Here is a 24,471-nt window from a genome sequence, read left to right on the forward strand (position 1 = left end):
GGGCGGCCGCATCCGCGGCCTTGGCTTATCCTCGCTGCGCCCCCCTTTACGTTGACTGGGCGGTGCTCGCTCCGGCGGCCGCGGTCGCGGCCTAGATTTTAGAGCGTTTCCGGATGTTCGAGTCGAAAATGAAACTAGGCCGCGACTGCGGCCGCCGGAGATTTCCGGGGAACGCAGTGGACTGGAAATCGAGGATAAGCCAAGGGGCGGATGCCCCGCCGGCGTCTGAGCGAATAAGAGACAAGCGTAGCGACTAGGCCCCGATGGGGCCGCCGGAGATTTCCGGGGAACGTAGTGGACTGGAAATCGAGGATGAGCCAAGGGGCGGATGCCCCGCCGGCGTCTGAGGAATTGACACGGTAATGATGGACCTGTTGGGCTTTGGGGGACGGGGCTGGGGCTTGCAGCTGCTGCAGGGCATGGGGATGACCCTGCTGGTGGCGGTGTCAGCCTACCTGTGGGGGTTGGGCCTGGGTGGGGTGGCGGCGGCCCTGAAGCTGTCGGGCCATCGGGGCGGCCGGGTCGCGGCCGACGCCTACACCACCATCGTGCGCGGCGTGCCCTCGCTGCTGGTCATCTACCTGCTGTTTTTCGGCGGCAACAGTGCGGCCACCTGGGTCGTCGGCCTGCTGGGCTTCAACGGCCCGGTGGAACTGTCGGCCCTGCCCGTGGGCATCCTGGCGGTGGGGACGGTATCCGGCGCCTATTCCGCCGAGGTGCTGCGCGGCGGCGCCCTGGCGGTGCCCCATGGCCAGGTCGAGGCGGCCAAGGCCTTGGGCATGAATCGCTGGCTGACCTTCCGCCGCGTCATGCTGCCCCAGACCCTGCGCTATGCCCTGCCGGGCCTCGGCAACGTCTGGCAGCTGACCCTGAAGGACACCTCGCTGGTCTCCGTGGTCGCCCTGGTGGAGTTGATGCGCGTGGCCTATCTGGCCCAGGGCGCCACCCGCCAGCCCTTCCTGTTCTTCACCACCGCCGGCCTGCTGTACCTCGCCATGGCCGGCCTGTCCGGCCGCCTGTTCGCCCGGGCGGAAGTGTGGGCCGGGCGTGGCGTGCGGAGGGCCGCCCGATGAACTCCCCCCTCGTCACCGCCCTGATGGCGGCCCTGCCGCAGTTCGTCACCGGCACCTGGCTGACGGTGCAGCTGGTGGCCCTGTCGCTGCTGGTGGGGCTGGTGCTGGCCACGCTGGTGGCCGTGATGCGCCTGTCACACCTGGCGCCCCTGTCGTGGGTGGCGCGCGGCTACATCTATGTCTTCCGCTCCACGCCCCTGCTGGTGCAGATCTTCCTGATCTATTACGGCCTGGGCCAGTTCGACGCGGTGCGCCAGAGCCTGCTGTGGCCCCTGCTGCGGGAACCGTACTGGTGCGCCATCATCGCCTTCGTGCTGAACACCGGGGCCTACACGGCGGAGATCATGCGCGGCGGCATCGAGGCCGTGCCCCATGGCCAGGTGGAGGCGGCGCGGGCCTGCGGCATGGGCGGCGGCCTGCTGTTCCGCCGCATCATCCTGCCCCAGGCCTTCCGCCTGGCGCTGCCGGCCTACGGCAATGAAATTATCCTGATGCTGCAGGGCAGCGCGCTCGCCAGCACCATCACGCTGATGGAGTTGACGGGCGTGGCCAAGGCCATCGCCGCCCGCACCTTCCAGCCCATCGAGGTCTTCTGCCTGGCCGGCACCGTGTACCTGGGGATGAGTTTCCTCATCACCCGGGGTGTTCAGCTGGCGGAGCGGCGGCTGACACCGGTAAAAAGGTAATAGGAAAGCGGAGCGTCAGGTCTATGCCGTCGCACCTTGGACAATTTTGTCCGTTTCCCCTTGAGTTGGCGCGGGATTGCTCTGCATAAAGGCGGAAACCCCTCCGCCTTTACTCTCCCAAGCAGGATCATGACGAAGACCCATCGCAAGGCCCTGCGCGGCCGTGGTTTGCGCGCCGCCACCTCCCTGTTGGCCCGGTCCCTGTTGGCCACGTCCCTGTTGACCAGCGCCGTGGCGGGCATCGCCGCGCCGGCCTTGGCCGCCGACCGGGATCCCGACCTGCTGGCCCTGGGCGTCGGCATCTATGACCAGTCCTGGATCGACCCGCCCGCCTTCTTCCAGGTGGACGCCGACACCCCCCACGACCGCACCCAGTTCGTCACCGCCGAATACCGCTTCGGCTGGTCGCTGGTGAAGATGGACGACTGGTTCGCCATCAAGCCGCTGGTGGGCGTGATCCAGACCTTCAAGGGCAGCTTCTACGGCTATGGCGGCCTGCAGGCCGATTTCACCTGGGGTCCGTTCTTCATCACCCCCAGCGCCGCCGCCGGCTACTACGCCCATGGCGACGGCAAGGACATGGGCTACCCCCTGGAATTCCGCACCCAGATCGAGACGGGCTACCGCTTCAGCAACGGCGACCGCTTCTCCATCGCCCTCAGCCACATCTCCAACGCCGAGCTGGGCAAGACCGTCACCATCCCCGGCACCCCGCGCACCCGCACGGTCAACCCGGGCGCCAACAACCTGGTGGCCTATTACAGCTTCGCCCTCTGATCTTCAATCGGCTGATATGGATCGGAACGGCGCGGGAGACTCATCTCGCGCCGTTTTTCTTTACGCGCGGGCCGAGGCAGGCAGCGGACATGACAAAGGGCCGGCACCGACCGGTCCGTTCCACATCACCATGCATTGCCTGGAAGGGGGATTTGGTGGAGCCGAGGAGGATCGAACTCCCGACCTACGCATTGCGAACGCGTCGCTCTCCCAGCTGAGCTACGGCCCCACACTCAAATCCGGCGGCGGGCATAGCCCCGGGCGCCTGAAGTGGGCGGGATAATGCTCAGGGCGACCGGGCATGTCAAGCGGCCATTCCGCGAAAAGAACGGAATGCGGGCCATGCGGGCGCCGGGGTGCTTGCGGCGGTGGGGCCGCTTGGGGATTGGCGCCCCTGTCCAGTGCTGGCCCGCGCTGGACAAGGGGGCGCCCCGCCCGTAGGGTGGCGGCCATGCCGTTGAAACCATTGGGGACGGACCTGCTATGGATCCTTTGATCCGCACCATCCTGGAACTGCTGCTCGTGGTTCTGAACCTGGCCTGGTGGGTGCTGATGGTCAGCGCCATCTTGAGCTGGCTGGTGATGTTCGGGGTGATCAACACCCGCAACCGCTTCGTCGCCACCCTGATGGACATCACCTACCGCCTGACGGAACCGCTGCTGCGCCCCATCCGCAACGTCGTGCCCAACCTGGGCGGCGTGGACATTTCCTTCATCGTCCTGATGCTGATCATCTGGGCGCTGGAACGGCTGATCCAGAACTACATGTTCAGTTCCCTGATGTTCCGTTAAGGCGGTGGACGCGAAGCCTTTCGTCGAGGTGGTGCCGGGTGGGGTGCGCGTGCACCTGCGCGTCACCCCCCGCGCCTCCCGCACCGCTATCCAGGGCGCCATGGACGGGCCGGAGGGCCGTCGGTTGCTGAAGGTAGCCGTCACCACCGTGCCCGAGGACGGCAAGGCCAACGAGGCCGTGCTGAAGCTGCTGTCCAAGACCTGGCGCGTGCCCAAATCCAGCCTCACCATCGTCGCCGGCCTGACCGACCGCAACAAGGTGGTGGCGGTGGCGGGGGAGGCGGAGCCGCTGCTGGCGCTGGTGCACGCCTCCTGCCAAGGCTGATCGGGGCATCATTGGGGCCGGGGCAGCCGCGACCGTCATACTATCGCCGCCCCCTTGGCTGGAGTAGGATCGGGCTTCCCAGCAGCGAGGCCCCATGCCACCCCCGAAGAAGCCGCCTCCCTCGGCCAAGCTCAGCGCCATGGACCAGATGATCGCCGACTGCGTCAAGAAGGCCAAGGCGCGCAAGCGTTCCGGCCAGACCGACAAGGAATGGCGGGCGAAATACGCCGCTTCGCTCAAAGGCGAGGACGACAGGGCGGCCCCGATGAGCGAAACGCCCTTCGCCGGGGATGCGTTCAAAAAGAAGTAAAGCTGGGGGCGGCGCGGTGACTTACGGCTTGCCGCCAATTATCGCCCAAGATCGTCCCCGGGCTGACCGACCGCAACAAGCCGGTTGGCCGAGGCGGAGTCGTTGCAGCGGTGATGGTTGATGCCTGTCGATCAACGGGACAGGGCGGCGCTCAGGGCGATGGAAAGGGCGAAGCCGAGGCACCAGAGCCAGGTTGCGGTGCGCGTGAGGCCCAGGCAGGTCGCCCGCCGCCAGAGATAGGCTGGCGGCAGAAAGATCCAGAGGACGGTGAAATTACGGCCCGCCCTGTCCAGGAAGGGCCGAATGACGTTGCGATCAAAGCCGGCCAGGACAAGGTAGCCGACGCCTGAAGCCATGTTGGCGATCTGCAGGGCATCCTTGGACCACAGGCCGGGACGCCGCATCAAGACCTGCTCCAGCGCGGCGGCGAATAGGGGAACAATGGCGAACCCATAGGCGAAGATATTCACCATGGGCCCCGGGGATGGGGTGGATGGGAGGGATTGTTCCACCGTCATCGCTGTTCATCCCATGCCTTGTGCGCCAGGAGAGAAAATACGCCACAAGGTGGCAAGGGTATCCAACAAAAAAGCCCCGCCCGGTCTCCCAGGCGGGGCTTTTTCGCAGCGATGGCGCTTACTGCTTGCCGGCCATGGCGCCCAGGCGCAGGCGCAGGGCGTTCAGCTTGATGAAGCCTTCGGCGTCCTTCTGGTTGTAGACGCTGTCGGCCTCGAAGGTGACGTAGTCCAGGCGGTACAGCGAGTTCGGGCTCTGGCGGCCGACCACGCGGGCGGAGCCCTTGTACAGCTTCAGGCGCACGATGCCGGTGACGCGCTTCTGCGTTTGGTCGATCAGGGCCTGCAGGGCCTCACGCTCCGGGCTGAACCAGAAGCCGTTGTAGATCAGCTCGGCATAGCGCGGCATGACCTCGTCCTTCAGGTGCATGGCGCCGCGATCCAGCGTCAGGCTCTCGATGGCGCGGTGGGCGACCGACAGCAGGGTGCCGCCGGGGGTCTCGTACACGCCGCGGCTCTTCATGCCGACGTAGCGGTTCTCCACCAGGTCCAGGCGGCCGATGCCGTTGGCGCCGGCCAGCTCGTTCAGGCGGGTCAGCAGGGCCGCCGGGCCCAGCTTCTGCCCATCGACGGCCACCGGGTCGCCGCCCTCGAACTCGATCTCAACGTAGGTGGGGGTGTCCGGCGCCTTTTCCGGGGCGACGGTGCGGGTGTACATGTCCTCGTCCGGCTCTTCCCACGGGTTCTCCAGCGCCTTGCCCTCGTAGGAGATGTGCAGCAGGTTGGCGTCCGTGCTGTACGGCGCCTCGCCGCGCTTGTCCTTGGCGATCGGGATCTGGTGCTTCTCGGCGAACTCCAGCAGGGCGGTACGGCTGTTCAGGGTCCATTCGCGCCAGGGGGCGATGACCTTGATGTCCGGCTTCAGGGCGTAATAGCCCAGCTCGAACCGCACCTGGTCGTTGCCCTTGCCGGTGGCGCCGTGGGCCACGGCGTCGGCGCCGACGGCCTTGGCGATCTCGATCTGGCGCTTGGCGATCAGCGGGCGGGCGATGGAGGTGCCCAGCAGGTAGACGCCCTCATACAGCGTGTTGGCCCGGAACATGGGGAACACGAAGTCGCGCACGAATTCGTCACGCAGGTCGTCGATGTAGATGTTCTCGGGCTTCACGCCCAGAAGCTCAGCCTTCTTGCGGGCGGGCTCCAGCTCTTCACCCTGGCCAAGGTCGGCGGTGAAGGTCACGATCTCGCACTGATACGTCTCCTGCAGGTATTTCAGGATGACGGAGGTGTCGAGACCGCCGGAGTAGGCGAGGACAACTTTCTTGACGCTCATGACTGTACGCCCGCTAAAGGTCAGGGTGGAATGCGTCCGGACGTTATCCCCCAGCCGCCCGGCTGGCAAGATTAGTGCGCCTGCCGCGACCGCATCCCCAGCCCGCGCCGGTCTCGCTTGGGTGGAGGTGTTCGTCGTACGACGAATAATCGGTTGGTGCAAAAGCGCTGTCGGGTTATGTTAGCCGTACGACGAACATCCCTCGGAGTTGAGGCGGTTGATGGCTTTTGTTAGCCGAACGGCGAACAGAAAGAGGGGCCGGGAGGCGGCGCTGGCCCAGTTTGGCGCCATCGTGCAGGACGTGGCCGACGCCGTCCCATTGGATGGCCCCGATCGTCTGGGGGCCCTGAGCCGCGCCCGGCGGCAGGCTTTGGGCATGACATTGCGGGAGGTGGCGGCTGGCACGGGCCTCAGCCTGTCCTTCCTGTCGGCGGTGGAAAACGGCAAGCCCACGGCGGAGTTGGGCAAGGTCATGGCCTACATGCAGGCTTTAGGCATCGACCTGTTCGGGGGATTACGGTGATCGGGGATGGCCAGGCGCTGGAGGTTTTCCTTGGGGAGCGGGGTGTCGGTGTCCTTGAGGCCGATACCCAGGGTCGCCTGACCTTCACCTATGCCGACCGCAGCCCTCTGTCACGGCTGTCCATCAGCCTGCCGCCTCGGGCCGAGCCGTACAACGATGCGGAGTGCCGCCCCTTCTTCGCTGGACTGCTGCCCGAAGGGGACGCCCTGGCCGCCGCCGCCGCCCGGCGCCGTTTGCAGCCATACGAAGTCTTTGGCCTGCTACGTGAATATGGCGCCGAATGCGCCGGTGCGGTCCGCTTGCTGCATCCTGGTGGCAAGCCGGATATGCCGCAGGATTATGAGCCGCTGGATGAGGCGGCGCTGGCGCGCGTCATTGATGAGATTCCGACGTCGCCGAATTTCGCCGCCGATCGACGGGTGCGCCTATCCGTGGCCGGGGCTCAACCCAAGACGGCCGTGGCTTTTTTGGACGGACGTTTCCATCGGCCGCTTAATGGCTCCCCCTCTACCCATCTCATCAAGGTAGCCCCCGCCGGAAAGCCGGATTTCGCCTTGGTGCCCAGGGCCGAGGCGTTTTCAATGGCGCTGGCGGCCAGCTTGGGGGTGGATGTCGCGGAAACGACCCTTCGCTCGTTCGCTGGGCGGGAATGCCTTTTGGTGGAGCGCTATGACCGACGCGTCGAGGGCGGCCGTGTCCACGAAATCCATCAGGAGGATTTCTGCCAGGCGCTGGGCTATCCGCCGGAACGCAAGTATGAGTTTTCCGCCGCCGCCAATGGGGCACCTCGGAAGGTGGGGCCCGGATTGGCCCAGTGCCTCGCCCTGATGCAGCAGACGGCGGCGCCCTTGCTGGGGCGGGCAGAATTGATGCGGCGGGTGATTGCCACCGTGCTGCTCGCCAACGCTGATGCCCACGCCAAGAATTTCAGCCTGCTCTACGACGTGCCGGGCCGGGCTCCGTCCTTGGCCCCCGCCTATGACATGCTGTGCACCCGGATCTTTCCGGTCACGGAAGACATGGCCATGGCTGTTGGCGCGGCCATCCGGCCAGACGAGATCCGCAAGGTTGATTGGCTCATACTGGCGCCGGTTGCCACCCCTGGTGCCCTCACCGGGCTGGAGGCCGCAGTGAAGGCGCAGGCGGAGACTGTGCTCTCCAAGCTGGGTGCGCTGCGGCAAAGGCCGGAATTCGCCGGTATCCAGCCCTATGAGAATATTCGCCGCTGTGTGGCCGAGGTGGTGCGCAGCGTGGCGGCAGCCTTCGGCTGGACCATACCGGCCGAGGCGCCGCCCTATCTTGCACGCGCGGGTGGCTGGGCCATTCCCAGTTGAGTCAGGCCCCCTGCCGGGGCCAGCGTGTGTAGGCCAGGTACCACAGGGCGGGAACGCCCAGGACGGGGAAGTACAGCAGCAGCGCCCAATAGGGGTTGCGGCCCACCTTGGCCAGCACCAGGCCGGCGGCGCAGACGGCGATGGTGGCCAGGATGACGACGACCAGCAGGGCGGCCCAGTTGGGCAGCAGCAGGCCGAGGGCCGGGGCGTAGGCCAGGGGCAGCATGGGCGCTTACTCCGATGCGGCGGCCTGGGCGGCCGCCCGTTCGCGCTTCAGGCGCTCGCGCGGGTGCATTTTGGGTTGGCGGGCGGGCAGGACGGGCCAGGGCGTCTTGGCCAGCAGCACCAGGAAGATGACGGGGCCCAGCAGCGGCAGGGCCAGCCACAGGGGCCAGCGGCGGGGCAACCCCGCACGCACCACCAGGCGGTAAGCCGGCCACAGCAGCAGGGCCGTGACGCCGATGTGGATCATCAGGCTGTTGACGAGATCGGTACCGAGATCCAAAGCGCGCGTCCCCCAAGGGTCTTATCGGCCGGATGATAGCCAAAGCGCCGCAGGGATTACAGGCCGGCGTCACCCGCGGCCTTGAGGTGCCTCAGCGCCAGCCTGGGAAAGCGCCCCAGCGGCATGATCCCTCATGCCGCTGTAGGACGCGACCGCGTCCGCCGGAGATTTCCGGGGAACGAAGTGGACTGGAAATGGAGGACAAGCCAAAGGGCCGGATGGCCCTGCCGGCGTCTGAGGAACCTAATTAAAGAGTCCCCGTCGCGGCGAGGCCCGCTTCCTTTTCCGCCACCTGCGCGGCGTACTCGGCCTGCAGGGCCTTGTGCGCCTCCAGGGCCGCGATGCGGGCCTGGGCGGTGGGCTTGGTGCTTTCGCTTTTCAGCTGGCCGCAGGCCGCCAGGATGTCCCGGCCGCGCGGGGTGCGCACGGGCGAGGCGTAACCGGCATTGTTCACGAAGTCCGCGAACTTGGTGATCTGCTCGTCGGTCGAGCACTCGAACGGCGCGCCCGGCCAATAGTTGAAGGGGATCAGGTTGATCTTGGCCGGAATGCCGCGCAGCAGGCGCACCAGCTCGCGCGCGTCGGCCAGGCTGTCGTTCACGCCCTTCAGCATGACGTATTCGAAGGTGATGCGGCGCGCATTGCTCAGGCCGGGATAGTCCCGGCAGGCCTGCATCAGTTCCTTGATGGGGTATTTGCGGTTCAGCGGCACGATGCGGTCGCGCAGCTCGTCATTCACCGCGTGCAGGCTGACGGCCAGGTTCACGCCCAGCTCATCGCCGCACTGCCGCATCATGGGCACGACGCCGGAGGTGGACAGGGTGATGCGCCGCTTGGAAATGGCGATGCCCTCGCCATCCATGACGATCTTCAGCGCCTTGGCGACATGCGCGTAATTAAACAGCGGTTCGCCCATGCCCATCATGACGATGTTGCTCAGCATGCGCCCGTCGGGCGGGGCCGGCCATTCGTCCAGGTGGTCGCGCGCCAGCATGACCTGGCCCACGATCTCGGTGGCGTCCAGGTTGCGCACCAGGCGCTGGGTGCCGGTGTGGCAGAAGCGGCAGGTCAGGGTGCAGCCCACCTGGGAGGAAACGCAGAGCGTGCCGCGGTCTTCCTCGGGGATGTGGACGGTCTCGATCTCCTGGCCGTCGGGCATGCGGGCCAGCCACTTGCGCGTGCCGTCCTCGCTTTTCAGGTCTTTCACGGCGGTGGGCCGGTCGATGACGTAGAGGTTGGCCAGCGTCTCGCGCACGCCCTTGGCCAGCGTGCTCATCACCGCGAAATCGGTGGCGCCGCGATGATAGATCCAGTGCCACAGCTGGCGCGCGCGGAAGCGCTCCAGCCCGGCCTTCGCGACCTCAGCCTCCAGATCGTCCCGCGACAGGCCGACCAGGTTCACCCGCCCGTCCGCCCGAGGAGGCGGCGGGGCGAATTCCTTCATGTGATTTTCCACGCCCATGGCGGCGATAGATGGGCCAGATCGGCCCTCGAGTCAAAGGGGGGACTCGGAAAAAATGCGCGGGGCGGGGTTGCGTGCGGGGCCAGACCCCGCTATCGCGGGTGGACCCAGACCCCGCTGTCGCGGGTGGATAAGGAGAACGGACGAGAGGACCGGGGCCATGACCCTGCATCAGGTGACGGCGGGCGATGGAACCCTGCTGGCGATGGCGGAGGGCGGCGTGCCCCACGGACGGCCGCTGCTGTTCCTCCACGGCTTCGGCCAGAGCCATCGCGCCTTCCGCGTCCAGTTCGCCGGTCCCTTGGCGAGGGAGTTCCGCCTGCTGGCGCTGGACTTGCGGGGGCACGGCCGGTCCGGCCGGCCGGAGGATCCGGCCGCCTATGGCGACGGCCCGCACTGGGGCGGCGATGTCATGGCGGTGCGCCGCGCCCTGGGTCTGGCGGATGTGATCCTGGTGGGCTGGTCCTATGGCGGTGCCGTGCTGGCCGACCATGTGGCGGCCTACGGGACGGAGGGCATCGCCGGCGCGGTCTTCGTCGGGGCCTGCCCCCGCTTGGGCAAGGCGGCCGCCCCCTATCTGGGCCCTGCCGCCAAGGCCTATTTCCCGCCCTTGCTGTCCGACGACCCGGCGGCGCAGGCGGCCGGCGCCCGGGCGCTGGCCCAGGCCCTGGCCCTGGGGGAGACGCCAGGGGATGAGGCGGAGACGGCGGCGGCCGATACCCTGTCGGTGCCCCTGGCAGCGCGGCGGGCCATGATGGGCCGCCAGATGGACGGCGCCGCCCTGGCGTCCTTCGACCGTCCCGCCCTGGTGGTCCATGGCGGGGCGGACCCGGTGATCCTGCCGGCCATGGCCGACTGGCTGGCGGAAACCCTGCCCCAGGCGCGGGTGCACCTGTATGAGGGCGTCGGGCACGCCCCGTTCATCGAGGCGCCCCGGCGCTTCGACGCCGACGTGGCGGCGTTCGCCCGCCAGGTTTGATCACCTTACGCCGCGCGCACCTTGGAGATGAAGGCATCGACCTGGGCGCGCAGCGCATCCGACTGACGCGACAGGTCCGCCGCCGCCGTCAGGACCTGGCTGGAGGCGGCCCCCGTCTCACCGGCCGCCTGCGTGACGGCGGTGATGTTGGTGGCGACCTCCGCTGTGCCGGAGGATGCCTGCTGGACGCTGCGGGCGATTTCCTGGGTGGCGGCCCCCTGTTCCTCAACCGCCGATGCCACCGTGGTCGCGATCTCGTTGATCCGCGTGATCGTGCCGGTGATGCCATCGATGGCCTGCACCGAATCGGCGGTGGCCTGCTGGATGGCCTTGACCTGGGCTGAAATGTCCTCGGTCGCCTTGGCTGTCTGGGTGGCGAGCAGCTTGACCTCGGAGGCGACGACGGCGAAGCCCTTGCCCGCCTCGCCGGCGCGCGCCGCCTCGATGGTCGCGTTCAGGGCCAGCAGGTTGGTCTGCCCGGCGATGCCGTTGATCAGCTTCACCACGTCGTCGATCTTCTGCGCGGCGGACGCCAAGGCCTGCACCTGCGCGTTCGTCCGGCCGGCGTCGGTCACCGCCTGGCTGGCGATGCGGGTCGACTCCACCACATGCCGGCTGATCTCCCCGATGGAAGAGGACAGCTCCGCCGCCGCCGAGGCGACCGTCTGCACATTGGCCGACGCCTGCTCGGCCGCCGCCGCCACGGCGGTGGACCGTTGGCTGGTCTGCGCGGCCGTGAACGACATGGACTGCGCCGTGGACTGCAACTGCGCGGAGGCGGAGGACACCGTGCCGACCACGCCCCTGACGCTGGCCTCGAACTCATCGGCCAGCTTGGTCATCGCCGTGCGTTTTTCATCTTCGGCCCGACGCTCCATCGCCTCTTGTTCGGCGCGCAGCCGTTCCGCCTCGGTCATCTTGCGCTTGAACACCTGAACGGCCGCCGCCATGTCGCCGATCTCGTCCCTGCGGCTTATACCGGGCACATCGACCGACTGGTCACCCCCCGCCAGCCGGGTCATGGCGTCGGTCATGCCGGCCACCGGCCGGGTGATGTCGCGGACGATCACGGTGCTGAGCACGCCGGTGACACCGAAAAGAACCAGCGTCGCCGCCAGGGCCGCCCACAGCACGCCCTGCGCCTCGTCCCGGACGCGATCCCCCTGCGCCAGCAGGTTGCGGGCCAGATAGTCCTCGACCGTCTTCATCATGTCGATGCGCGCGGTCGCCGTCTTGAACCAATAGGCGCCGTCGATGCTGCCCAGCGCGTCGCCCGGTGCCGTCTCCACGGCGACCTTGCGCATCCGCTCGACCTCGCTGACCGCCTCGCCGGTCACCGTCCGGTCCAGGAAGGCTTGGTCCTCGGGGGAGGCGCTGGCGGCGAACAGCCGGAAATAGGTGGCCTCTTCCGCGAGCGTGCCGAGGAAGCGCCGATATTGGGTGATGTCGAACTTGCCGGCGGCGAAGGCCGCAGCGCCGTTCGCCCGCTCCTCCCCCGCGCGCTCCTTCGCCTGGGTGAAGTTGACATAGGTCGACAGCACGCGCGCCACGCTCGGGTTCGTGACCGACTTGGAAATCTCGATGTCTACGTCCAACTGGCGCAGGATCGTCGCGGTGAAATAGGCGCTCGACTCGGCCGCCGGTATCTGTAGGCCGTCGATCTTGCGCCGCATCTCGTCCAGTTGCGCCAGCCGCCGGGTGGCGTCCGCCAGGATCTGGGCCAGCGCACCGCCAGTCGGGGCGGTGGCGTCGTTTTTCAGCGCCAGTTCCAGCGCCTGCCGCCGCTGATCAGTGCGGGCCCGCTGCTCCGGCAACTCACGCTGAAGCTGGGCGCCCTTGCTGCCCAGGAACACGGCCGACGCCCCCCGCTCGCGCTGCATCTCGTGCACGAGGTCGCCCACCGTGGTGGCGAGCTGCGTCAACCGCGACAGTGTCCGCATCTGGGATACCGTCGCCTGTTTTTCAGCGAGGATGAGGGCGGCGGCCAGCAGCAGTCCCAGCGACGGCACCAGCAACGCCAGCACCACGCGGTGCACGATCCTGAATCGAGTCATCGGTCGCATCTTTGGCTTTTCTGAAAAAAGCACGCTAATGCAAGCGGATAGGATCGAGAATCCAAAAGAGCGGTTAATTATAAGTTTGATTTATCAAATAAGGCGTTGCGTTTCTTTATTGCGCCGTTGGCCGTCAAAATGACTCGATTGGAACCGGACAAAAAGGCAAAGCCCTGGAAAGTCTGCGCAAGTAGGCGCGGCAGCTGCAATCACCCGCTCGTGATCATCGCCCCTTATGACTCAGGCGCCCTCGGCCAGATCCAGCAGGTCGTCCATGTCCTGGATTTGCACCTTGTTGCCTTCCAGCAGGCTGATGACCCGGCTGGTCTTCAGCTGGGTGAAGGTGCGGCTGACGGTTTCGGTGGTCAGGCCCAGATAATCGGCGATGTCGGCGCGGCTCATGGGCACGTGCACCGGATTGGTCTTGTGGCCGCGCCGGCTGGCCCGCTGGGACAGCAACAGCAGGAAGGAGCAGATCTTCTCCTTGGCCGTCTTGCGGCCCAGCAGCAGCATCTGGTCCTGCGCCGCCGCCAGCTCATTCGACGCCATCGAGAACAAGCGGCGCTGCATCTTGGGGAATTCATCCAGCAGCGCCTCCATGCGGCGCCGGGGGAAGCGGCACAGCGACACGGGCGTCACCGTCTCGGCGGTGTAGGCGTAGCTGTCGTTGACCGACAGGCCGAAGAAGTCGCCCGGCAACAGGAAGCCGGTGATCTGGCGCCGCCCGTCGGGCAGCAGCTTGTAGACCTTCACCGTGCCGGAGGTGACGTTGTACAGCGTTTCCGCCGGGTCGCCCTCGCCGAACACGGTGTGGCCGGCGTCGAAGCGGGTGGTCTGCAGGATCTCGGCCAGGCGGCGCAGTTCCTCCGCCTCCAGGGCGGCGCAGACGGTCAGGGTACGGACGGTGCAGGCGCTGCAGGGGTGGATTTCGCCCGCCGGGTCGGTCTTCCCGTTGGTTTGGGTGTTCGAATCCCTGGGATAGGCAAAATCGATGTGGGTCATCGCCGCACTCCGCTGTCAGCCGTCACCTCCGGAGCCCGCGCGGATCGCGGTCGTGAGGGATGCGGCCGATCTTTCGTTCCCCAATCAGTGCCGCCAGATCAGCATATAGCCAGGAAACGACTGAGGAAAAGCCTAGACATGGCGATGACTGGCTTACTCCATCCCCGCGTTTATTCTTTGATCCATGTCATGGCGGCGGTTCGGGGCCTGGCATCAGGATGGCTATCCCTCAGTCTCGGATTTGTGCCTTCATGCCCACCTTCGTGACCCGTCCGCTGGACGCCCGACAGATCGACCAGGCCTACGCCCTGATGCGCCCGTTCTATCCGGACTTGACGGTGGGGCGCTGGCGCGACCATGCCCAGGCCCTGCTGGCGCCCGGCAGCCGCGGCGGCATCATCACGGTGCAGCTGGACCACCGCTACATGCACGGCCTGTTTTCCTACCTGCTGGTGCCGGACCTGGATCACCGCCTGGGGTTGCAGGTGGACGTGTTCGTGGCGCTGGACCTTTTCGATCCGGAAGGGGCGGGGGACGCGCTGCTGGCGGAAATGGACCGGATCGCCCGGCGGCATGGCTGCGACGCCATCCACATCACCCTGCCGGACAGCCAGGTGAAGGCCCATCCGTCGCTGGCGCGCTTCCGCGCCCTGGGGCATTTGCCCGAGGGGCGGCGCCTGTGCAAGCACCTGCTGGCCGAATCCATGGCCGCGCCGGCCTGATCCATGGCCGCGCCGGCCTGAGGACGAGATGCGTTCCCGGCGACGGGATCCCTTGCGCCCTTTGCCGTTGTGCCTTCGGGGCCGCGCGCTATGCTCCGGCCCATGACTGAAAAGCTTCCCACCCTGCTGTTCCAGGCGGGCCGGCACAAGCGCGTGGCCGGTGGCCACCCCTGGGCCTATTCCAATGAGATCCAGATGGACGCCGCCGCCAAGGCCCTGCCCAAGGGCGGGCTGGTGCGGCTGGCCGACGCCGGCGGCGGCGTGCTGGGCATCGCCACCTTCAACCCCCACACCCTGATCGCGGCGCGCGTGCTGACCCGCGACCTGTCGGCGACCATCGACGCCGGCTTCTTCGCCGACCGCTTCCGCGCGGCGGCGGCGCTGCGCGACCGGCTGATCGGGCGGCCCTACTATCGCCTGGTGCATGCCGAGGCCGACGGCCTGCCGGCGCTGATCGTCGACCGCTATGGCGACGTGCTGGTGGTGCAGGCCAATTCCGCCGGCATGGACCGCCTGCTGCCGCAGATCCTGGACGGCCTTGCCACGGTGTTCCCCGGCGCTTCCGTCATCCTGCGCAACGATAGCGCCGCCCGCGGCCTGGAAGGCGTGGGGGAAGAGGTGCGCGTGGCCATGGGCGCGGTCGACGGCCCCATCAAGGTGGAAGAGAACGGCGCCACCTTCTTCGCCGATCCGGCGGGCGGGCAGAAGACGGGCTGGTTCTATGACCAGCGCGACCACCGCGCCTTCGTCGCCAGCCTGGCGCAGGGCCGCTCGGTCATCGACTTCTACAGCTATTGCGGCGGGTTCGGCGTGCTGGCCGCCACGCGCGGTGCCGCGCGCACCGTGCTGGTCGACCGCTCGGCCGGTGCGCTGGAACTGGCAGGCAAGGCGGCGGCGGCCAACGGTGTCGCCGACACGGTGGAACTGCGCAAGGCTGACGCCTTCGCCGAGCTGGAACGCCTGGCAGAGGCCGGCGAGACCTTCGAGGTGGTGATCTGCGATCCGCCGGCCTTCGTGAAGTCCAAGAAGGACCTGGCCAACGGCAGCCGCGCCTATCGCAAGCTGGCCAAGCTGGGCGCCCAGATCACCGCCCCCGGCGGCATCCTGCTGGTGGCCAGCTGCAGCCACAACATGCCGCCCGAGCTGTTTGCCGAGCTGGTGGCCAAGGGCCTGGGCGATGCCCGCCGCCAGGGGCGCATCCTGCGCTTCTCTGGTGCCGGCCCCGACCATCCGGTGCACCCCCTGCTGCCGGAAAGCGCCTACCTCAAGGCCGAGGTCTTCGCGCTGGACTGACATCCCCTCCCAGCGGCAGGGGCGTGTCTCCTGCCGCTGTAGGCCCCGACCGGAGCCGCCGGAGCTTTCCGAGGGGCGTCAGCGGGCTGGAAGGCGAGGACAAAACCAGCCCGAGGATGCGGGCGCCCGGCGCCTAAGGAAATATAAATAAGCGGCTGATATCGGCCGATTTTTCTGTTGGCCGGTGGCGTTTCTTCGCACCCGCAGCGATGCGGTGGACCCGGGTCACCCCTGTGACAGTTACATGAATGGGCCCTTAAAGCGGGCTTGACACCCCTTATGCTCCGAGCGAGCATTAGTCACCCTAATGCTCAAATAGAGCATAAGGGGTGAGGTTACAGGGAGGACGCCCCCGCTTGTCGCGCCGCGGGGGCCGGCCATGCGGGCCGATATCGTTCGTGGGCGCGTTCGCTTGCCAGGTGTCCCGATGTCCGTTGCCGAGATCGATCTCGAATACACCCCCGCCGTCGCCGCCGCGACCCGCCCCCTGTATGAGCGGGTGGCCAAGGTGATCCCGGAGGTGGAGTGGCCCTTCCATGCGCCGCTGGTGCACGCCATCAACACGCTGAAGAAGGAACGCAACGCCGTCATCCTGGCGCACAACTACCAGACGCCGGAAATCTTCCACTGCGTTTCCGACATCGTGGGCGACAGCCTGGCGCTGGCGCGCAAGGCGGCGCAGACGGACGCCGACGTCATCGTCATGGCCGGCGTGCACTTCATGGCCGAGACGGCCAAGATCCTGAACCCGTCCAAGACGGTGCTGATGCCCGACATGCGCGCCGGTTGCTCGCTGGCGGACAGCATCACCGCCGCCGACATCCGCCTGCTGCGCGAGGCGCATCCTGGCGTGCCGGTGGTGACCTATGTGAACACCTCGGCCGAGGTGAAGGCGGAAAGCGACATCTGCTGCACCTCCGGCAACGCGGTGGAGATCGTGGAATCGCTGGACAGCGACAGCGTGCTGTTCCTGCCCGACGAATACCTGGCCAGCTGGGTCGCCACCCAGACCAAGAAGAAGATCATCAAGTGGAAGGGCCACTGCGAGGTGCATGAGCGCTTCACGGGGGCGGAACTGCGCGACTACCGCGCCCGCTTCAAGGACCTGACCATCATCGCCCACCCCGAATGCCCGCCCGAGGTGCTGGCCGAGGCCGACTTCGTGGGCAGCACCGCCCGCATGGTGGAGTATGTGGGCGAAGCGCGGCCGAACCGGGTGCTGATGGTCACCGAATGCTCCATGAGCGACAACGTCGCCACTGAGTATCCGGACGTGGAATTCATCCGCCCCTGCAACCTGTGCCCCCACATGAAGCGGGTCAGCCTCTCCAACATCCTGGAGTCGCTGCGCACCCTGGAGCCCACGGTGGAGATCGATCCCACGGTGGCCGATCGCGCCCGCCTGGCGGTGGAGCGCATGCTGGCCGTAGGCCGTTGATCGCCTGCGTCTTTATCCGCTAGGCCGGCGTCGGGCCGGCCTTCCTTCCCATTCCCCTGGTGACGGAGCCTGATGCCATGGATGGCGCGTCTTATCCGGTATCGCCTGTGCAGGTTGTCCACAGCGACGTGGTGGTGGTCGGGTCCGGCACCGCCGGCATGGCGGCCTCGCTGGCCCTGGCCCAGGCTGGGCGGCGGGTGCGGCTGCTGACCAAGACGGATGACCTGCCCGGCGGGTCCAGCCTGTGGGCCCAGGGCGGGGTCGCCGTGGCGCTGGGCGCCGGCGACAGCGCTGCCGACCATGCCGCCGATACGGTGGTCGCAGGGGCGGGACTGACGGATCCCGCGATGGCCCGCCTGCTGGCCGAGGCCGGCATCGCCGAGATGTCGGCCTTGCTGGAGGCCGGCCTGCCCGCCGACCGGGGGGCGGATGGCAAGCCCCTGCTGGGGCGTGAGGCGGCGCACGGCCGCCACCGTATCCTGCATGCCGGCGGCGACGCTACCGGTCGCACCCTGGTGACCTTCCTGGCCGACCGCGTGCGCGCCACCCCCGGCATCAGCATCCACACCCGTGCCGCCGCCGCCGACCTGGTCGTGCGTGAAACCGGGCGCGGGCGGCGGGCGCAGGGCGTCCTGGCCTATGAGGATGGTGTCGGCTGGGTGCTGCACGTCGCCCCGCACGTGGTGTTGGCCACCGGCGGCACCGGCCAGTTGTGGGCCGTGACCACCAACCCGCCGGAGGCCACGGGCGACGGCATGGCCCTGGCCGCCCGCGCCGGCGCCCACCTGGCCGACCTGGAATTCGTGCAGTTTCATCCCACCGCCCTGGCCGTCGCCGGCCCGCCCGGCCGCCGGCCCCTGCTGACGGAGGCCTTGCGCGGCGCCGGCGCCAAGGTGCTGGACGCCGGCGGCCACGCCTTCATGGCCGATGAACATCCCGATGCCGAGCTGGCGCCCCGCGACGTGGTGGCCCGCGCCATCGGCCGCCGCGTGGCGCGGGGGGAGAAGGTGTTCCTGGATCTGCGCCCGATCTGGGCGGCCGGCGGCGCCCGGAAATTCCCCACCGTGGCCGGCATCTGCGCCGAGGCCGGCCTGGACCCCGCCGCCGCCCCCGTGCCCGTGGCGCCCGCCGCTCACTACCACATGGGCGGCGTGCTGACGGATGCCGATGGGCGCACCTCCATCCCCGGCCTGTGGGCGGCGGGTGAGGTCGCCTGCACCCATGTCCACGGCGCCAACCGTCTGGCCAGCAACTCGCTGCTGGAGGCGGTGGTGTTCGCCGGCCGCGTGGCGGCGGCGCTGATGGCCGAACCGGCTGCCCCCCAGCCGGTGGCCGTGCCCCACGCGCCCATGGTGCCCGGTGGCGCCGCCACCGCCGACCTCGCCGCCGAAGCCCAGCTGCTGATGGCGGAAAAGGTTGGCCTGGTGCGCGACGGTATGGGATTGGCCGAGGCCGCCTTGCGCCTGCAAGGCCTGACCCTGGCTGCCCAGCGCCTGGTGCCGGCGCGCGACTACGCCGGCATCCGCGCCGGCCTGGAACTGCGCAATCGCCTGCTGCTGTCCCGCCTGGTGGTGGAGGCCGCCAAGCGGCGGGAGGAAAGCCGGGGCGCCCATACCCGGGCGGATCATCCGGAAACCCGCGACGCCTGGCGCCATCACCAGATCCTGACCTACTCCGACCTCAGCCGCGTGGCCGAGGTTGAGCCCGCCACCACCCGGGAAACCCGTTCATGAGCACGCCTGCCCCCTTGTATCCCGTCATGTACGAAGGTCTGGTCCGCGCTGCGTTGCTGGAGGATCTGGGCCGGGCGGGGGATGTCACCGCCGATGCCTGCATCCCGGTGGAAACCCAGGCCCGCGCCCTGTTCCAGGCCCGCCACGCTGGCGTCGTCGCCGGTCTAGCCCCGGCGCTGTCCGCCTTTTCCCTGCTGGACCCCGGCCTGTCGGTGCGGGCCCTGGTGGCCGATGGCGCCCGCGTGGCGCCGGGCCAGGCGGTGGCGGTGGTGGAAGGCGCGGCCCGCCCCATCCTGTCGGGCGAGCGCACGGCCCTGAATCTGCTGGGCCGCTTGTGCGGCATCGCCTCCAAGACGGCGGAGCTGGTCGAGGCCATCGCGGGCACCGGCGCCCACATCGTCTGCACCCGCAAGACCACGCCCGGCCTGCGCGCGCTGGAGAAATACGCCGTGCGCGTGGGCGGGGGCAGCAACCACCGCTTCGGCCTGGATGACGCCGTCCTGATCAAGGATAACCACCTGGTGGCGGCCGGCGGCCTGCGCGCCGCGGTGGAGCGCGCCCGCGCGCATGTCGGCCACATGGTGAAGATCGAGGTGGAGGTCGACACCCTGGCCCAGCTGGAAGAGCTGCTGACCCTGCCGGTGGACGCCGTGCTGCTGGACAACATGACCCCCGCCACCCTGCGCCAGGCCGTGGACATGGTGGCCGGCCGCCTGATCACCGAGGCCTCGGGCGGCATCACGCCGGAAACGGTGCGGGCGGTGGCGGAAACGGGCGTGACCCTGATCTCCCTGGGCTGGCTCACCCACTCCGTCACCAACTTCGACATCGGCCTGGATTTCGAGAGTTTATGAGTAGAACTCATTGACCCGGCGCCCTAGCGGCCTTAAATTTCTATAGAAAGATTGGCCAAAAAATCTTTCTATGGAGATGACAATGGTCCAGCCGCGTGAGGAACTGGAACGGTCCGAGGAGCGTGAGGGAGCGGTGCTGGCGCAGGCGCTATGCCGCGCGGCGGACATCCTGGACGTGTCCGATACCGCGCTGGCCCGCATCATCGGCGTATCGCCGCCCTCCCTCAGCCGCCTGCGCAAGGGCGCCTTCAGGCTGACCCGCAAGGACAAGGCCTTCGAACTGGCCCTGCTGTTCATCCGGATGTTTCGCGGCTTGGACGCCATCACCGGCGGCGACGACGCCAGCTCCCGCTCGTGGATGCGGGCGGAGAATCTGGCGCTGCGCGGTCGGCCTATCGATCTTGCCCAAACCGTTGTCGGCCTGGCCTCTCTGGTGAGCTATGTGGACGCCCGCCGCGCTCGCGTCTGAGGCCCATCCCTACAAGCATGATCTCTGGCGGCTGGTGGAAAACCAGGCGCGCGCCTCCACCATCCGACTGGTGGGCACGCTGGCCGATCAGGCCCTGCTGGAAGAGATGCTGGAGGAGACCAAGCCGCCCATGCCGGCGGAATGCGATGGCCTGCACTTCCTGTTGGCCACACCCTTCCGTTATGGCCCCTATCCCCACGGCTCGCGCTTCCGTCGCATGCACCAGGCCGAGGGCGTCTATTACGCGGCGGAGCGGCCGGAAACCGCGGCGGCCGAGGCGGCGCACTACGCCCTGCTGTTCTTCCTGGAATCGCCCGACACCCAGCTTCCCGCCCGGCCCATGGAGCGCACAGGCATCGAGGTTCCTTGCGCCGTGGAGCGTGCGATCGATTTGACGGCGCCACCGCTGGACCGTGACCAAGCCTTGTGGACAGACAAGGCCAACTATACTGCCTGCCAGGATCTCGCCGATGCCGGCCGTCAAGCGGGGGCTCAGCTGATCCGCTATCAGTCGGTGCGCGACCCCTTGGCCGGCGCCAACGTGGCCCTGCTGACGCCCCGGGGCTTCGGCGCCAAAAGGCCAAAGCGGCTATCCAGCTGGCATCTGTTCATTCGTCCCCAGGCCGTCCAGGTCTGGTGCGAATTTCCCGCCATAAAGCTGGAATTCCCGCGTTAGCCTTTCAGGCTGGCCGGGATGGGATCCGGCCCCACGCTGTGGAAGCGCGCCTCGCCGCCGAAGAAGCGGGTGGCGAGCCGGGTGATGGGCTCCGCCGCGCCGGTGGTGTGGAACGCTTCCACACCACCCTGCTCCCGCGCGCGGCTGGGCAGCTCATATTCCGGGTGGCGTTCCAGATAGGCGCGCAAGCTGCTGACCGTCAGGTTGGGCTGGTCCAGGATCTCCACGCCGGCCGGCAGGGCGTGGGCGAACAGGTCGGCCACCAGGGGATAGTGGGTGCAGCCCAGCACGACCGCGTCCGGCGGCACGCCGTCCAACTGGGCCATCAACTGCCCGGTATAGTCCTGGATGGCGGCGCGGATGGTCTCAACCGGGGCGTCGGCTTCGATCAGGCGCACCAGGTCGGGGCAGGCCTGCTGCACCACCCGCACCTCCGGTGCGCGCTTGGCGATCTCCGTGGGGTAGGCCCCGCTGCTGACCGTGTGCTGGGTGGCGAAGATGGCGACGGTGCGCGGCTCCCCCGCGCGCGACCCGGCGGCCACGTCCGCCATCCACGGCACGCCGGTGATGGCTTCCACCATGGGCACCAGCACGCCCAGCACCCGGCGGTCCGGGTAGGCGGTAGGCAGCCAAGTCTGCTGCAAGCGGCGCAGGGCCTGGGCCGAGGCGGTGTTGCAGGCCAGGATGACCAGGGGGCAGCCCAGGCCGAACAGGCGTTCCACCCCGGCCACGGTGTAGCGGTAGATTTCCTCCGGCGTGCGGTTGCCGTAGGGGGCGTTGGCATGGTCGCCCAGGTAGACGAAGCGGCGGTCGGGCATCTGGTCGGCCAGGGCGCGCAACACCGTCAATCCGCCGTGGCCTGAATCGAAAACGCCGATCATCGCTCGCAACCGCACCGTTCGCTTGGGGGGGTGCGCAGGCGCACCCGTCACCACCGGTTTAGCACGATCCGCCGGGGCGGCGGCAACGCCCTTGCGGCTGGTTGCCGCCCCGTCTTGCCAACGCATGTCGGCTATGCCTTAGTGCGCCGGTCTACTATGCTGCCGCCATTATGCTGGCGCCCTTTGCCCTTCGTCTTGAGGAACCTTGCCCGTGAGCCTGCGTGTCGCCGTCCGCCGGTCCCTGTTGATCCTGCCCGTCCTCGCCTCGGCGACAACCCTTGCGTTCGTTGGCGCGACACCCGCCCAAGCCCAGGCGGCGAAACCGGCGGCACCCACGGCCGGTTCCGCGCCCATCATGCCGTCGGCGCCCAAGACGGCACCCGCCGCCGCGGCCCCGGCCGCCGGTGCCAAGGCGGGTGACGACGACGGCTGGACCTGCCCTTTCCCCAAGAAGGTGCCGACCATTCCCGACGGCAAGACCGCGCCCGAGGCCGACATGCGCAAGGCGCATGAGGAGATGCAGTCCTACGTCAACAGCGGCCAAGGCTTCATCGCCTGCGTCGATCAGCTGGTGACCCAGCATCCGGACAAGGTGACGGTGGCGAAGTTCCTGCAGCTGACCAACGTGCAGGACGCCGTGGTCTCCAACATGCAGATCCTGGCGGCCCGCTTTAACGAGCAGTTGCATGTCTACAAGGCGCGCACCGGTGGCGCGCCGGCCCCCGCCGCCCCGGCGCCGGCGACCAAGCCGGCCGGGAAGTAAGCCCTCGGGACAAGAATCAGGGGCCGCCCCACACTCGCGTGGCGGCCCTTTTCTTATGGGGGTTGAGCTTTAACGGCGGCCGCCCCGCGCCTGGCGCCGGGAGCCCCCGGGGCGGCGGTCGTCCTCGTCGAACAGCTCGGCCAGCTTTTCCATGACCGTGCCGCCCAGCTGCTCCACATCCACGATGGTGACAGCACGCCGGTAATAGCGCGTGACATCATGGCCGATGCCGATGGCGATCAGCTCCACCGGGCTGCGGGTCTCGATGTACTCGATGACGCTGCGCAGGTGCTTTTCCAGGTAGCTGCCGCTGTTGACCGACAGGGTGCTGTCGTCCACCGGCGCGCCATCGGAAATGACCATCAGGATGCGCCGCTGCTCCGGCCGGGCGATCAGCCGGGTGTGCGCCCACAACAGGGCCTCGCCGTCGATGTTCTCCTTCAGGATGCCTTCGCGCAGCATCAGGCCCAGGTTGCGCCGAGCCCGGCGCCAGGGGGCGTCGGCTTCCTTGTAGACGATGTGGCGCAGGTCGTTCAGGCGGCCTGGGGCGGCGGGCTTGCCGCTGGCCAGCCAACGCTCGCGACTCTGCCCGCCTTTCCATGCCCGGGTGGTGAAGCCCAGGATCTCCACCTTCACGCCGCAGCGTTCCAGGGTGCGCGCCAGGATGTCGGCGCTCATGGCGGCGATGGTGATGGGCCGGCCGCGCATGGACCCGGAATTGTCGATCAGCAGGGTGACGACGGTGTCGCGGAAGTTGGTGTCGTTTTCCTGCTTGAACGACAGGGGCAACACCGGATTGGCCACCACGCGGGCCAGGCGGGCCGCGTCCAGGATGCCTTCCTCCAGGTCGAACACCCAGGCGCGCGTCTGCTTGGCCATCAGCCGGCGCTGCAGGCGGTTGGCCAGCTTGGCGATGACGCCCTGCAGGTGCTGCAACTGCTGGTCCAGCATCATGCGCAGGCGGGCCAGTTCATCCGCGTCGCACAGGTCGGCGGCCCCCACCACCTCGTCGAATTCGGTGGTGAAGGCGCGGTAGTTGCCGCTGTCCAGGCTGTTGCGGCCGAAATCGGGGCGGGACGGCTCGCCGGGCTCGCCCGACTGCTCGGCCCCGGCGCCCTCCATTTCCTGCTGCTCGCCCTCGCTGCTTTCGGCGGCGCCGGCGGTCTCCTCCGTCTGGCCGCCAGCCTGCTGCTGCTCCCCGGTCGCTTCCGGTTCGGCATCGTCGGACTGGCCGCCGCCGGCCTCGTCATTGTCGGCGCCCTCGGGGCTTTGGGCGTCGCCGGACTCGGCGGTCTCCTCCTCTTCCGACTTTTCGGGATCGCCGCCCACCTCCAGATCCAGGTCGGCCAGGATGCGGCGGGCCTCGCGGGCATAGGCCTGCTGGTCGGCCATGGCCGCCTTCAACTGTACCAGGTCGGCGCCCGCCTTCTCCTCGATGAAGGGGCGCCACAGGTCCAGCGCCGCCTGGGTGGCCGGGGCGACGGGGGCGCCTGTCAGGGCCTCGCGCGCGATCAGGCGCAGGGCATCGGCCAGCGACACCTGGTCCCGCGCCGTGGCCCGGTCCAGGCCCTGGCGGCGGAAGCGTTCCTCCAGCGCCGCCGTCAAATTGTCGGCCACGCCGGCCATGGCGTTGGCGCCGATGGCCTCGCACCGCGCCTGTTCCAGCGCCTCGAAGGCCAGGCGGGCGGTGTCGCCCGTGGGCAACAGGCGGGCGTGGGCGGCGGCGTCATGGTGGCGCAGGCGCAGGGCGGCGGCGTCGGCGGCACCCCGCACCGGCGCCACGTCGCGCACGTTCAGGTCACGCGTGGGCAGGGGCACCCGCACCCGCGTGCCGGAATAGCCCGGCGGCTCGGCGGAAAACCCCACCGTCAGGTCACCGCGCTCCGCGATAGCCCGGACGGCGGCCCCGGTGGCCCGCTTGAACGCCTCCAGCGGCGATTCCCGGTCGGAAGACATGGGTTCGTTCCCCCGC

The 24,471-nt window shown here is 68.4% G+C and carries 26 protein-coding genes and 1 tRNA gene; 17 read left to right on the forward strand and 10 right to left on the reverse strand.

Annotation, left to right across the window (positions count from 1 at the left end; translation table 11 throughout):
* Positions 1–362 precede the first annotated feature (362 nt).
* From FBZ89_RS06780 to FBZ89_RS06790, 3 genes are all read left to right on the forward strand, one after another.
* Positions 363–1,073, forward strand: a complete 711-nt coding sequence (locus FBZ89_RS06780) for an ABC transporter permease (RefSeq protein ID WP_145749245.1) — start codon at positions 363–365, stop codon at positions 1,071–1,073.
* On the forward strand, positions 1,070–1,759 hold the full coding sequence (locus FBZ89_RS06785) for an ABC transporter permease (RefSeq protein ID WP_145749246.1): 690 nt from the start codon (positions 1,070–1,072) through the stop codon (positions 1,757–1,759). The genes FBZ89_RS06780 and FBZ89_RS06785 overlap by 4 nt, the downstream gene beginning before the upstream one ends.
* 129 nt (positions 1,760–1,888) lie before the next feature.
* A complete protein-coding gene (locus FBZ89_RS06790; RefSeq protein ID WP_145749247.1) occupies positions 1,889–2,536 on the forward strand; it encodes an acyloxyacyl hydrolase in 648 nt (215 codons plus the stop codon).
* Positions 2,537–2,689: 153 nt separating this feature from the next.
* Here FBZ89_RS06790 and FBZ89_RS06795 read toward each other — a convergent pair.
* Positions 2,690–2,765: transfer RNA gene (locus tag FBZ89_RS06795), tRNA-Ala, on the reverse strand.
* Between the two features lie 254 nt (positions 2,766–3,019).
* On the opposite strand from FBZ89_RS06795, the gene FBZ89_RS06800 reads away from it, so the two are divergent.
* The 3 genes from FBZ89_RS06800 to FBZ89_RS30740 all read left to right on the forward strand — a co-directional run bounded on the left by FBZ89_RS06800 (position 3,020) and on the right by FBZ89_RS30740 (position 3,963).
* Complete coding sequence (locus FBZ89_RS06800; RefSeq protein WP_198924909.1) at positions 3,020–3,328, forward strand: YggT family protein; 309 nt, start codon at positions 3,020–3,022, stop codon at positions 3,326–3,328.
* A gap of 4 nt (positions 3,329–3,332) precedes the next feature.
* Complete coding sequence (locus tag FBZ89_RS06805; RefSeq protein ID WP_246172071.1) at positions 3,333–3,653, forward strand: DUF167 domain-containing protein; 321 nt, start codon at positions 3,333–3,335, stop codon at positions 3,651–3,653.
* 139 nt (positions 3,654–3,792) lie between these two features.
* Entirely contained in the window at positions 3,793–3,963 is a 171-nt protein-coding gene (locus FBZ89_RS30740; RefSeq protein ID WP_186457230.1) for a hypothetical protein, read from the forward strand.
* Between the two features lie 131 nt (positions 3,964–4,094).
* On the opposite strand, the gene FBZ89_RS06810 is transcribed toward FBZ89_RS30740, so the two are convergent.
* Positions 4,095–4,436: a hypothetical protein gene (locus tag FBZ89_RS06810; RefSeq protein ID WP_145749248.1), complete on the reverse strand. Its 342-nt coding sequence runs from the start codon at positions 4,434–4,436 to the stop codon at positions 4,095–4,097.
* 163 nt (positions 4,437–4,599) lie between these two features.
* Positions 4,600–5,811: an argininosuccinate synthase gene (locus tag FBZ89_RS06815; protein ID WP_145749249.1), complete on the reverse strand. Its 1,212-nt coding sequence runs from the start codon at positions 5,809–5,811 to the stop codon at positions 4,600–4,602.
* 220 nt (positions 5,812–6,031) lie between these two features.
* On the opposite strand from FBZ89_RS06815, the gene FBZ89_RS06820 reads away from it, so the two are divergent.
* Both FBZ89_RS06820 and FBZ89_RS06825 read left to right on the forward strand, forming a co-directional pair.
* On the forward strand, positions 6,032–6,334 hold the full coding sequence (locus FBZ89_RS06820) for a helix-turn-helix domain-containing protein (RefSeq protein WP_145749250.1): 303 nt from the start codon (positions 6,032–6,034) through the stop codon (positions 6,332–6,334).
* On the forward strand, positions 6,331–7,668 hold the full coding sequence (locus FBZ89_RS06825; protein WP_145749251.1) for a HipA domain-containing protein: 1,338 nt from the start codon (positions 6,331–6,333) through the stop codon (positions 7,666–7,668). The genes FBZ89_RS06820 and FBZ89_RS06825 overlap by 4 nt, the downstream gene beginning before the upstream one ends.
* A 1-nt stretch (position 7,669) precedes the next feature.
* Here FBZ89_RS06825 and FBZ89_RS06830 read toward each other — a convergent pair whose 3' ends face one another.
* The 3 genes from FBZ89_RS06830 to rlmN form a co-directional block, all read right to left on the reverse strand.
* Positions 7,670–7,894 (reverse strand): hypothetical protein, encoded by a 225-nt coding sequence (locus FBZ89_RS06830; RefSeq protein WP_145749252.1) that lies wholly within the window; start codon positions 7,892–7,894, stop codon positions 7,670–7,672.
* A 6-nt stretch (positions 7,895–7,900) separates the two neighbouring features.
* Complete coding sequence (locus tag FBZ89_RS06835) at positions 7,901–8,173, reverse strand: hypothetical protein (protein ID WP_145749253.1); 273 nt, start codon at positions 8,171–8,173, stop codon at positions 7,901–7,903.
* A 247-nt stretch (positions 8,174–8,420) separates the two neighbouring features.
* Entirely contained in the window at positions 8,421–9,635 is a 1,215-nt protein-coding gene (gene rlmN, locus FBZ89_RS06840) for a dual-specificity RNA methyltransferase RlmN (RefSeq protein ID WP_145749254.1), read from the reverse strand.
* Positions 9,636–9,795: 160 nt separating this feature from the next.
* Here rlmN and FBZ89_RS06845 point away from each other — a divergent pair, with 160 nt between their 5' ends.
* Entirely contained in the window at positions 9,796–10,614 is an 819-nt protein-coding gene (locus FBZ89_RS06845; protein ID WP_246172073.1) for an alpha/beta fold hydrolase, read from the forward strand.
* Between the two features lie 5 nt (positions 10,615–10,619).
* Here the strand turns inward: FBZ89_RS06845 and FBZ89_RS06850 are convergent, their stop codons facing one another.
* A complete protein-coding gene (locus FBZ89_RS06850; RefSeq protein WP_186457231.1) occupies positions 10,620–12,668 on the reverse strand; it encodes a methyl-accepting chemotaxis protein in 2,049 nt (682 codons plus the stop codon).
* A 240-nt stretch (positions 12,669–12,908) separates the two neighbouring features.
* The gene (locus FBZ89_RS06855; RefSeq protein WP_088872405.1) at positions 12,909–13,595 is read right to left on the reverse strand and encodes a Crp/Fnr family transcriptional regulator; all 687 of its coding nucleotides are present in this window, start codon (positions 13,593–13,595) and stop codon (positions 12,909–12,911) included.
* A gap of 326 nt (positions 13,596–13,921) precedes the next feature.
* Between FBZ89_RS06855 and FBZ89_RS06860 the strand changes: the two genes are divergently transcribed.
* From FBZ89_RS06860 to FBZ89_RS06890, 7 genes are all read left to right on the forward strand, one after another.
* Positions 13,922–14,392: a hypothetical protein gene (locus tag FBZ89_RS06860; protein WP_145749257.1), complete on the forward strand. Its 471-nt coding sequence runs from the start codon at positions 13,922–13,924 to the stop codon at positions 14,390–14,392.
* A 102-nt stretch (positions 14,393–14,494) separates the two neighbouring features.
* Positions 14,495–15,685, forward strand: coding sequence for a class I SAM-dependent rRNA methyltransferase (locus FBZ89_RS06865; RefSeq protein ID WP_145749258.1), 1,191 nt, complete (start codon positions 14,495–14,497; stop codon positions 15,683–15,685).
* Positions 15,686–16,112: 427 nt separating this feature from the next.
* Complete coding sequence (gene nadA / locus FBZ89_RS06870) at positions 16,113–17,123, forward strand: quinolinate synthase NadA (protein ID WP_145749259.1); 1,011 nt, start codon at positions 16,113–16,115, stop codon at positions 17,121–17,123.
* A gap of 77 nt (positions 17,124–17,200) precedes the next feature.
* Positions 17,201–18,856, forward strand: a complete 1,656-nt coding sequence (locus tag FBZ89_RS06875) for an L-aspartate oxidase (RefSeq protein WP_145749260.1) — start codon at positions 17,201–17,203, stop codon at positions 18,854–18,856.
* Positions 18,853–19,710, forward strand: a complete 858-nt coding sequence (nadC, locus tag FBZ89_RS06880) for a carboxylating nicotinate-nucleotide diphosphorylase (RefSeq protein ID WP_145749261.1) — start codon at positions 18,853–18,855, stop codon at positions 19,708–19,710. The genes FBZ89_RS06875 and nadC overlap by 4 nt, the downstream gene beginning before the upstream one ends.
* 82 nt (positions 19,711–19,792) lie before the next feature.
* Positions 19,793–20,179, forward strand: coding sequence for an MbcA/ParS/Xre antitoxin family protein (locus tag FBZ89_RS06885; RefSeq protein ID WP_145749262.1), 387 nt, complete (start codon positions 19,793–19,795; stop codon positions 20,177–20,179).
* On the forward strand, positions 20,151–20,855 hold the full coding sequence (locus FBZ89_RS06890; RefSeq protein ID WP_145749263.1) for an RES family NAD+ phosphorylase: 705 nt from the start codon (positions 20,151–20,153) through the stop codon (positions 20,853–20,855). The genes FBZ89_RS06885 and FBZ89_RS06890 overlap by 29 nt, the downstream gene beginning before the upstream one ends.
* On the opposite strand, the gene murI is transcribed toward FBZ89_RS06890, so the two are convergent.
* Entirely contained in the window at positions 20,852–21,736 is an 885-nt protein-coding gene (gene murI / locus FBZ89_RS06895) for a glutamate racemase (protein WP_145749264.1), read from the reverse strand. The genes FBZ89_RS06890 and murI overlap by 4 nt on opposite strands.
* Positions 21,737–21,947: 211 nt before the next feature.
* Between murI and FBZ89_RS06900 the strand changes: the two genes are divergently transcribed.
* Positions 21,948–22,499 (forward strand): hypothetical protein, encoded by a 552-nt coding sequence (locus tag FBZ89_RS06900; RefSeq protein ID WP_145749265.1) that lies wholly within the window; start codon positions 21,948–21,950, stop codon positions 22,497–22,499.
* Between the two features lie 69 nt (positions 22,500–22,568).
* Here FBZ89_RS06900 and cobT read toward each other — a convergent pair whose 3' ends face one another.
* On the reverse strand, positions 22,569–24,455 hold the full coding sequence (cobT, locus tag FBZ89_RS06905) for a cobaltochelatase subunit CobT (protein ID WP_145749266.1): 1,887 nt from the start codon (positions 24,453–24,455) through the stop codon (positions 22,569–22,571).
* Positions 24,456–24,471 lie beyond the last annotated feature (16 nt).

This window comes from Nitrospirillum amazonense, assembly GCF_007828045.1.
GTDB lineage: Bacteria > Pseudomonadota > Alphaproteobacteria > Azospirillales > Azospirillaceae > Nitrospirillum > Nitrospirillum amazonense_C.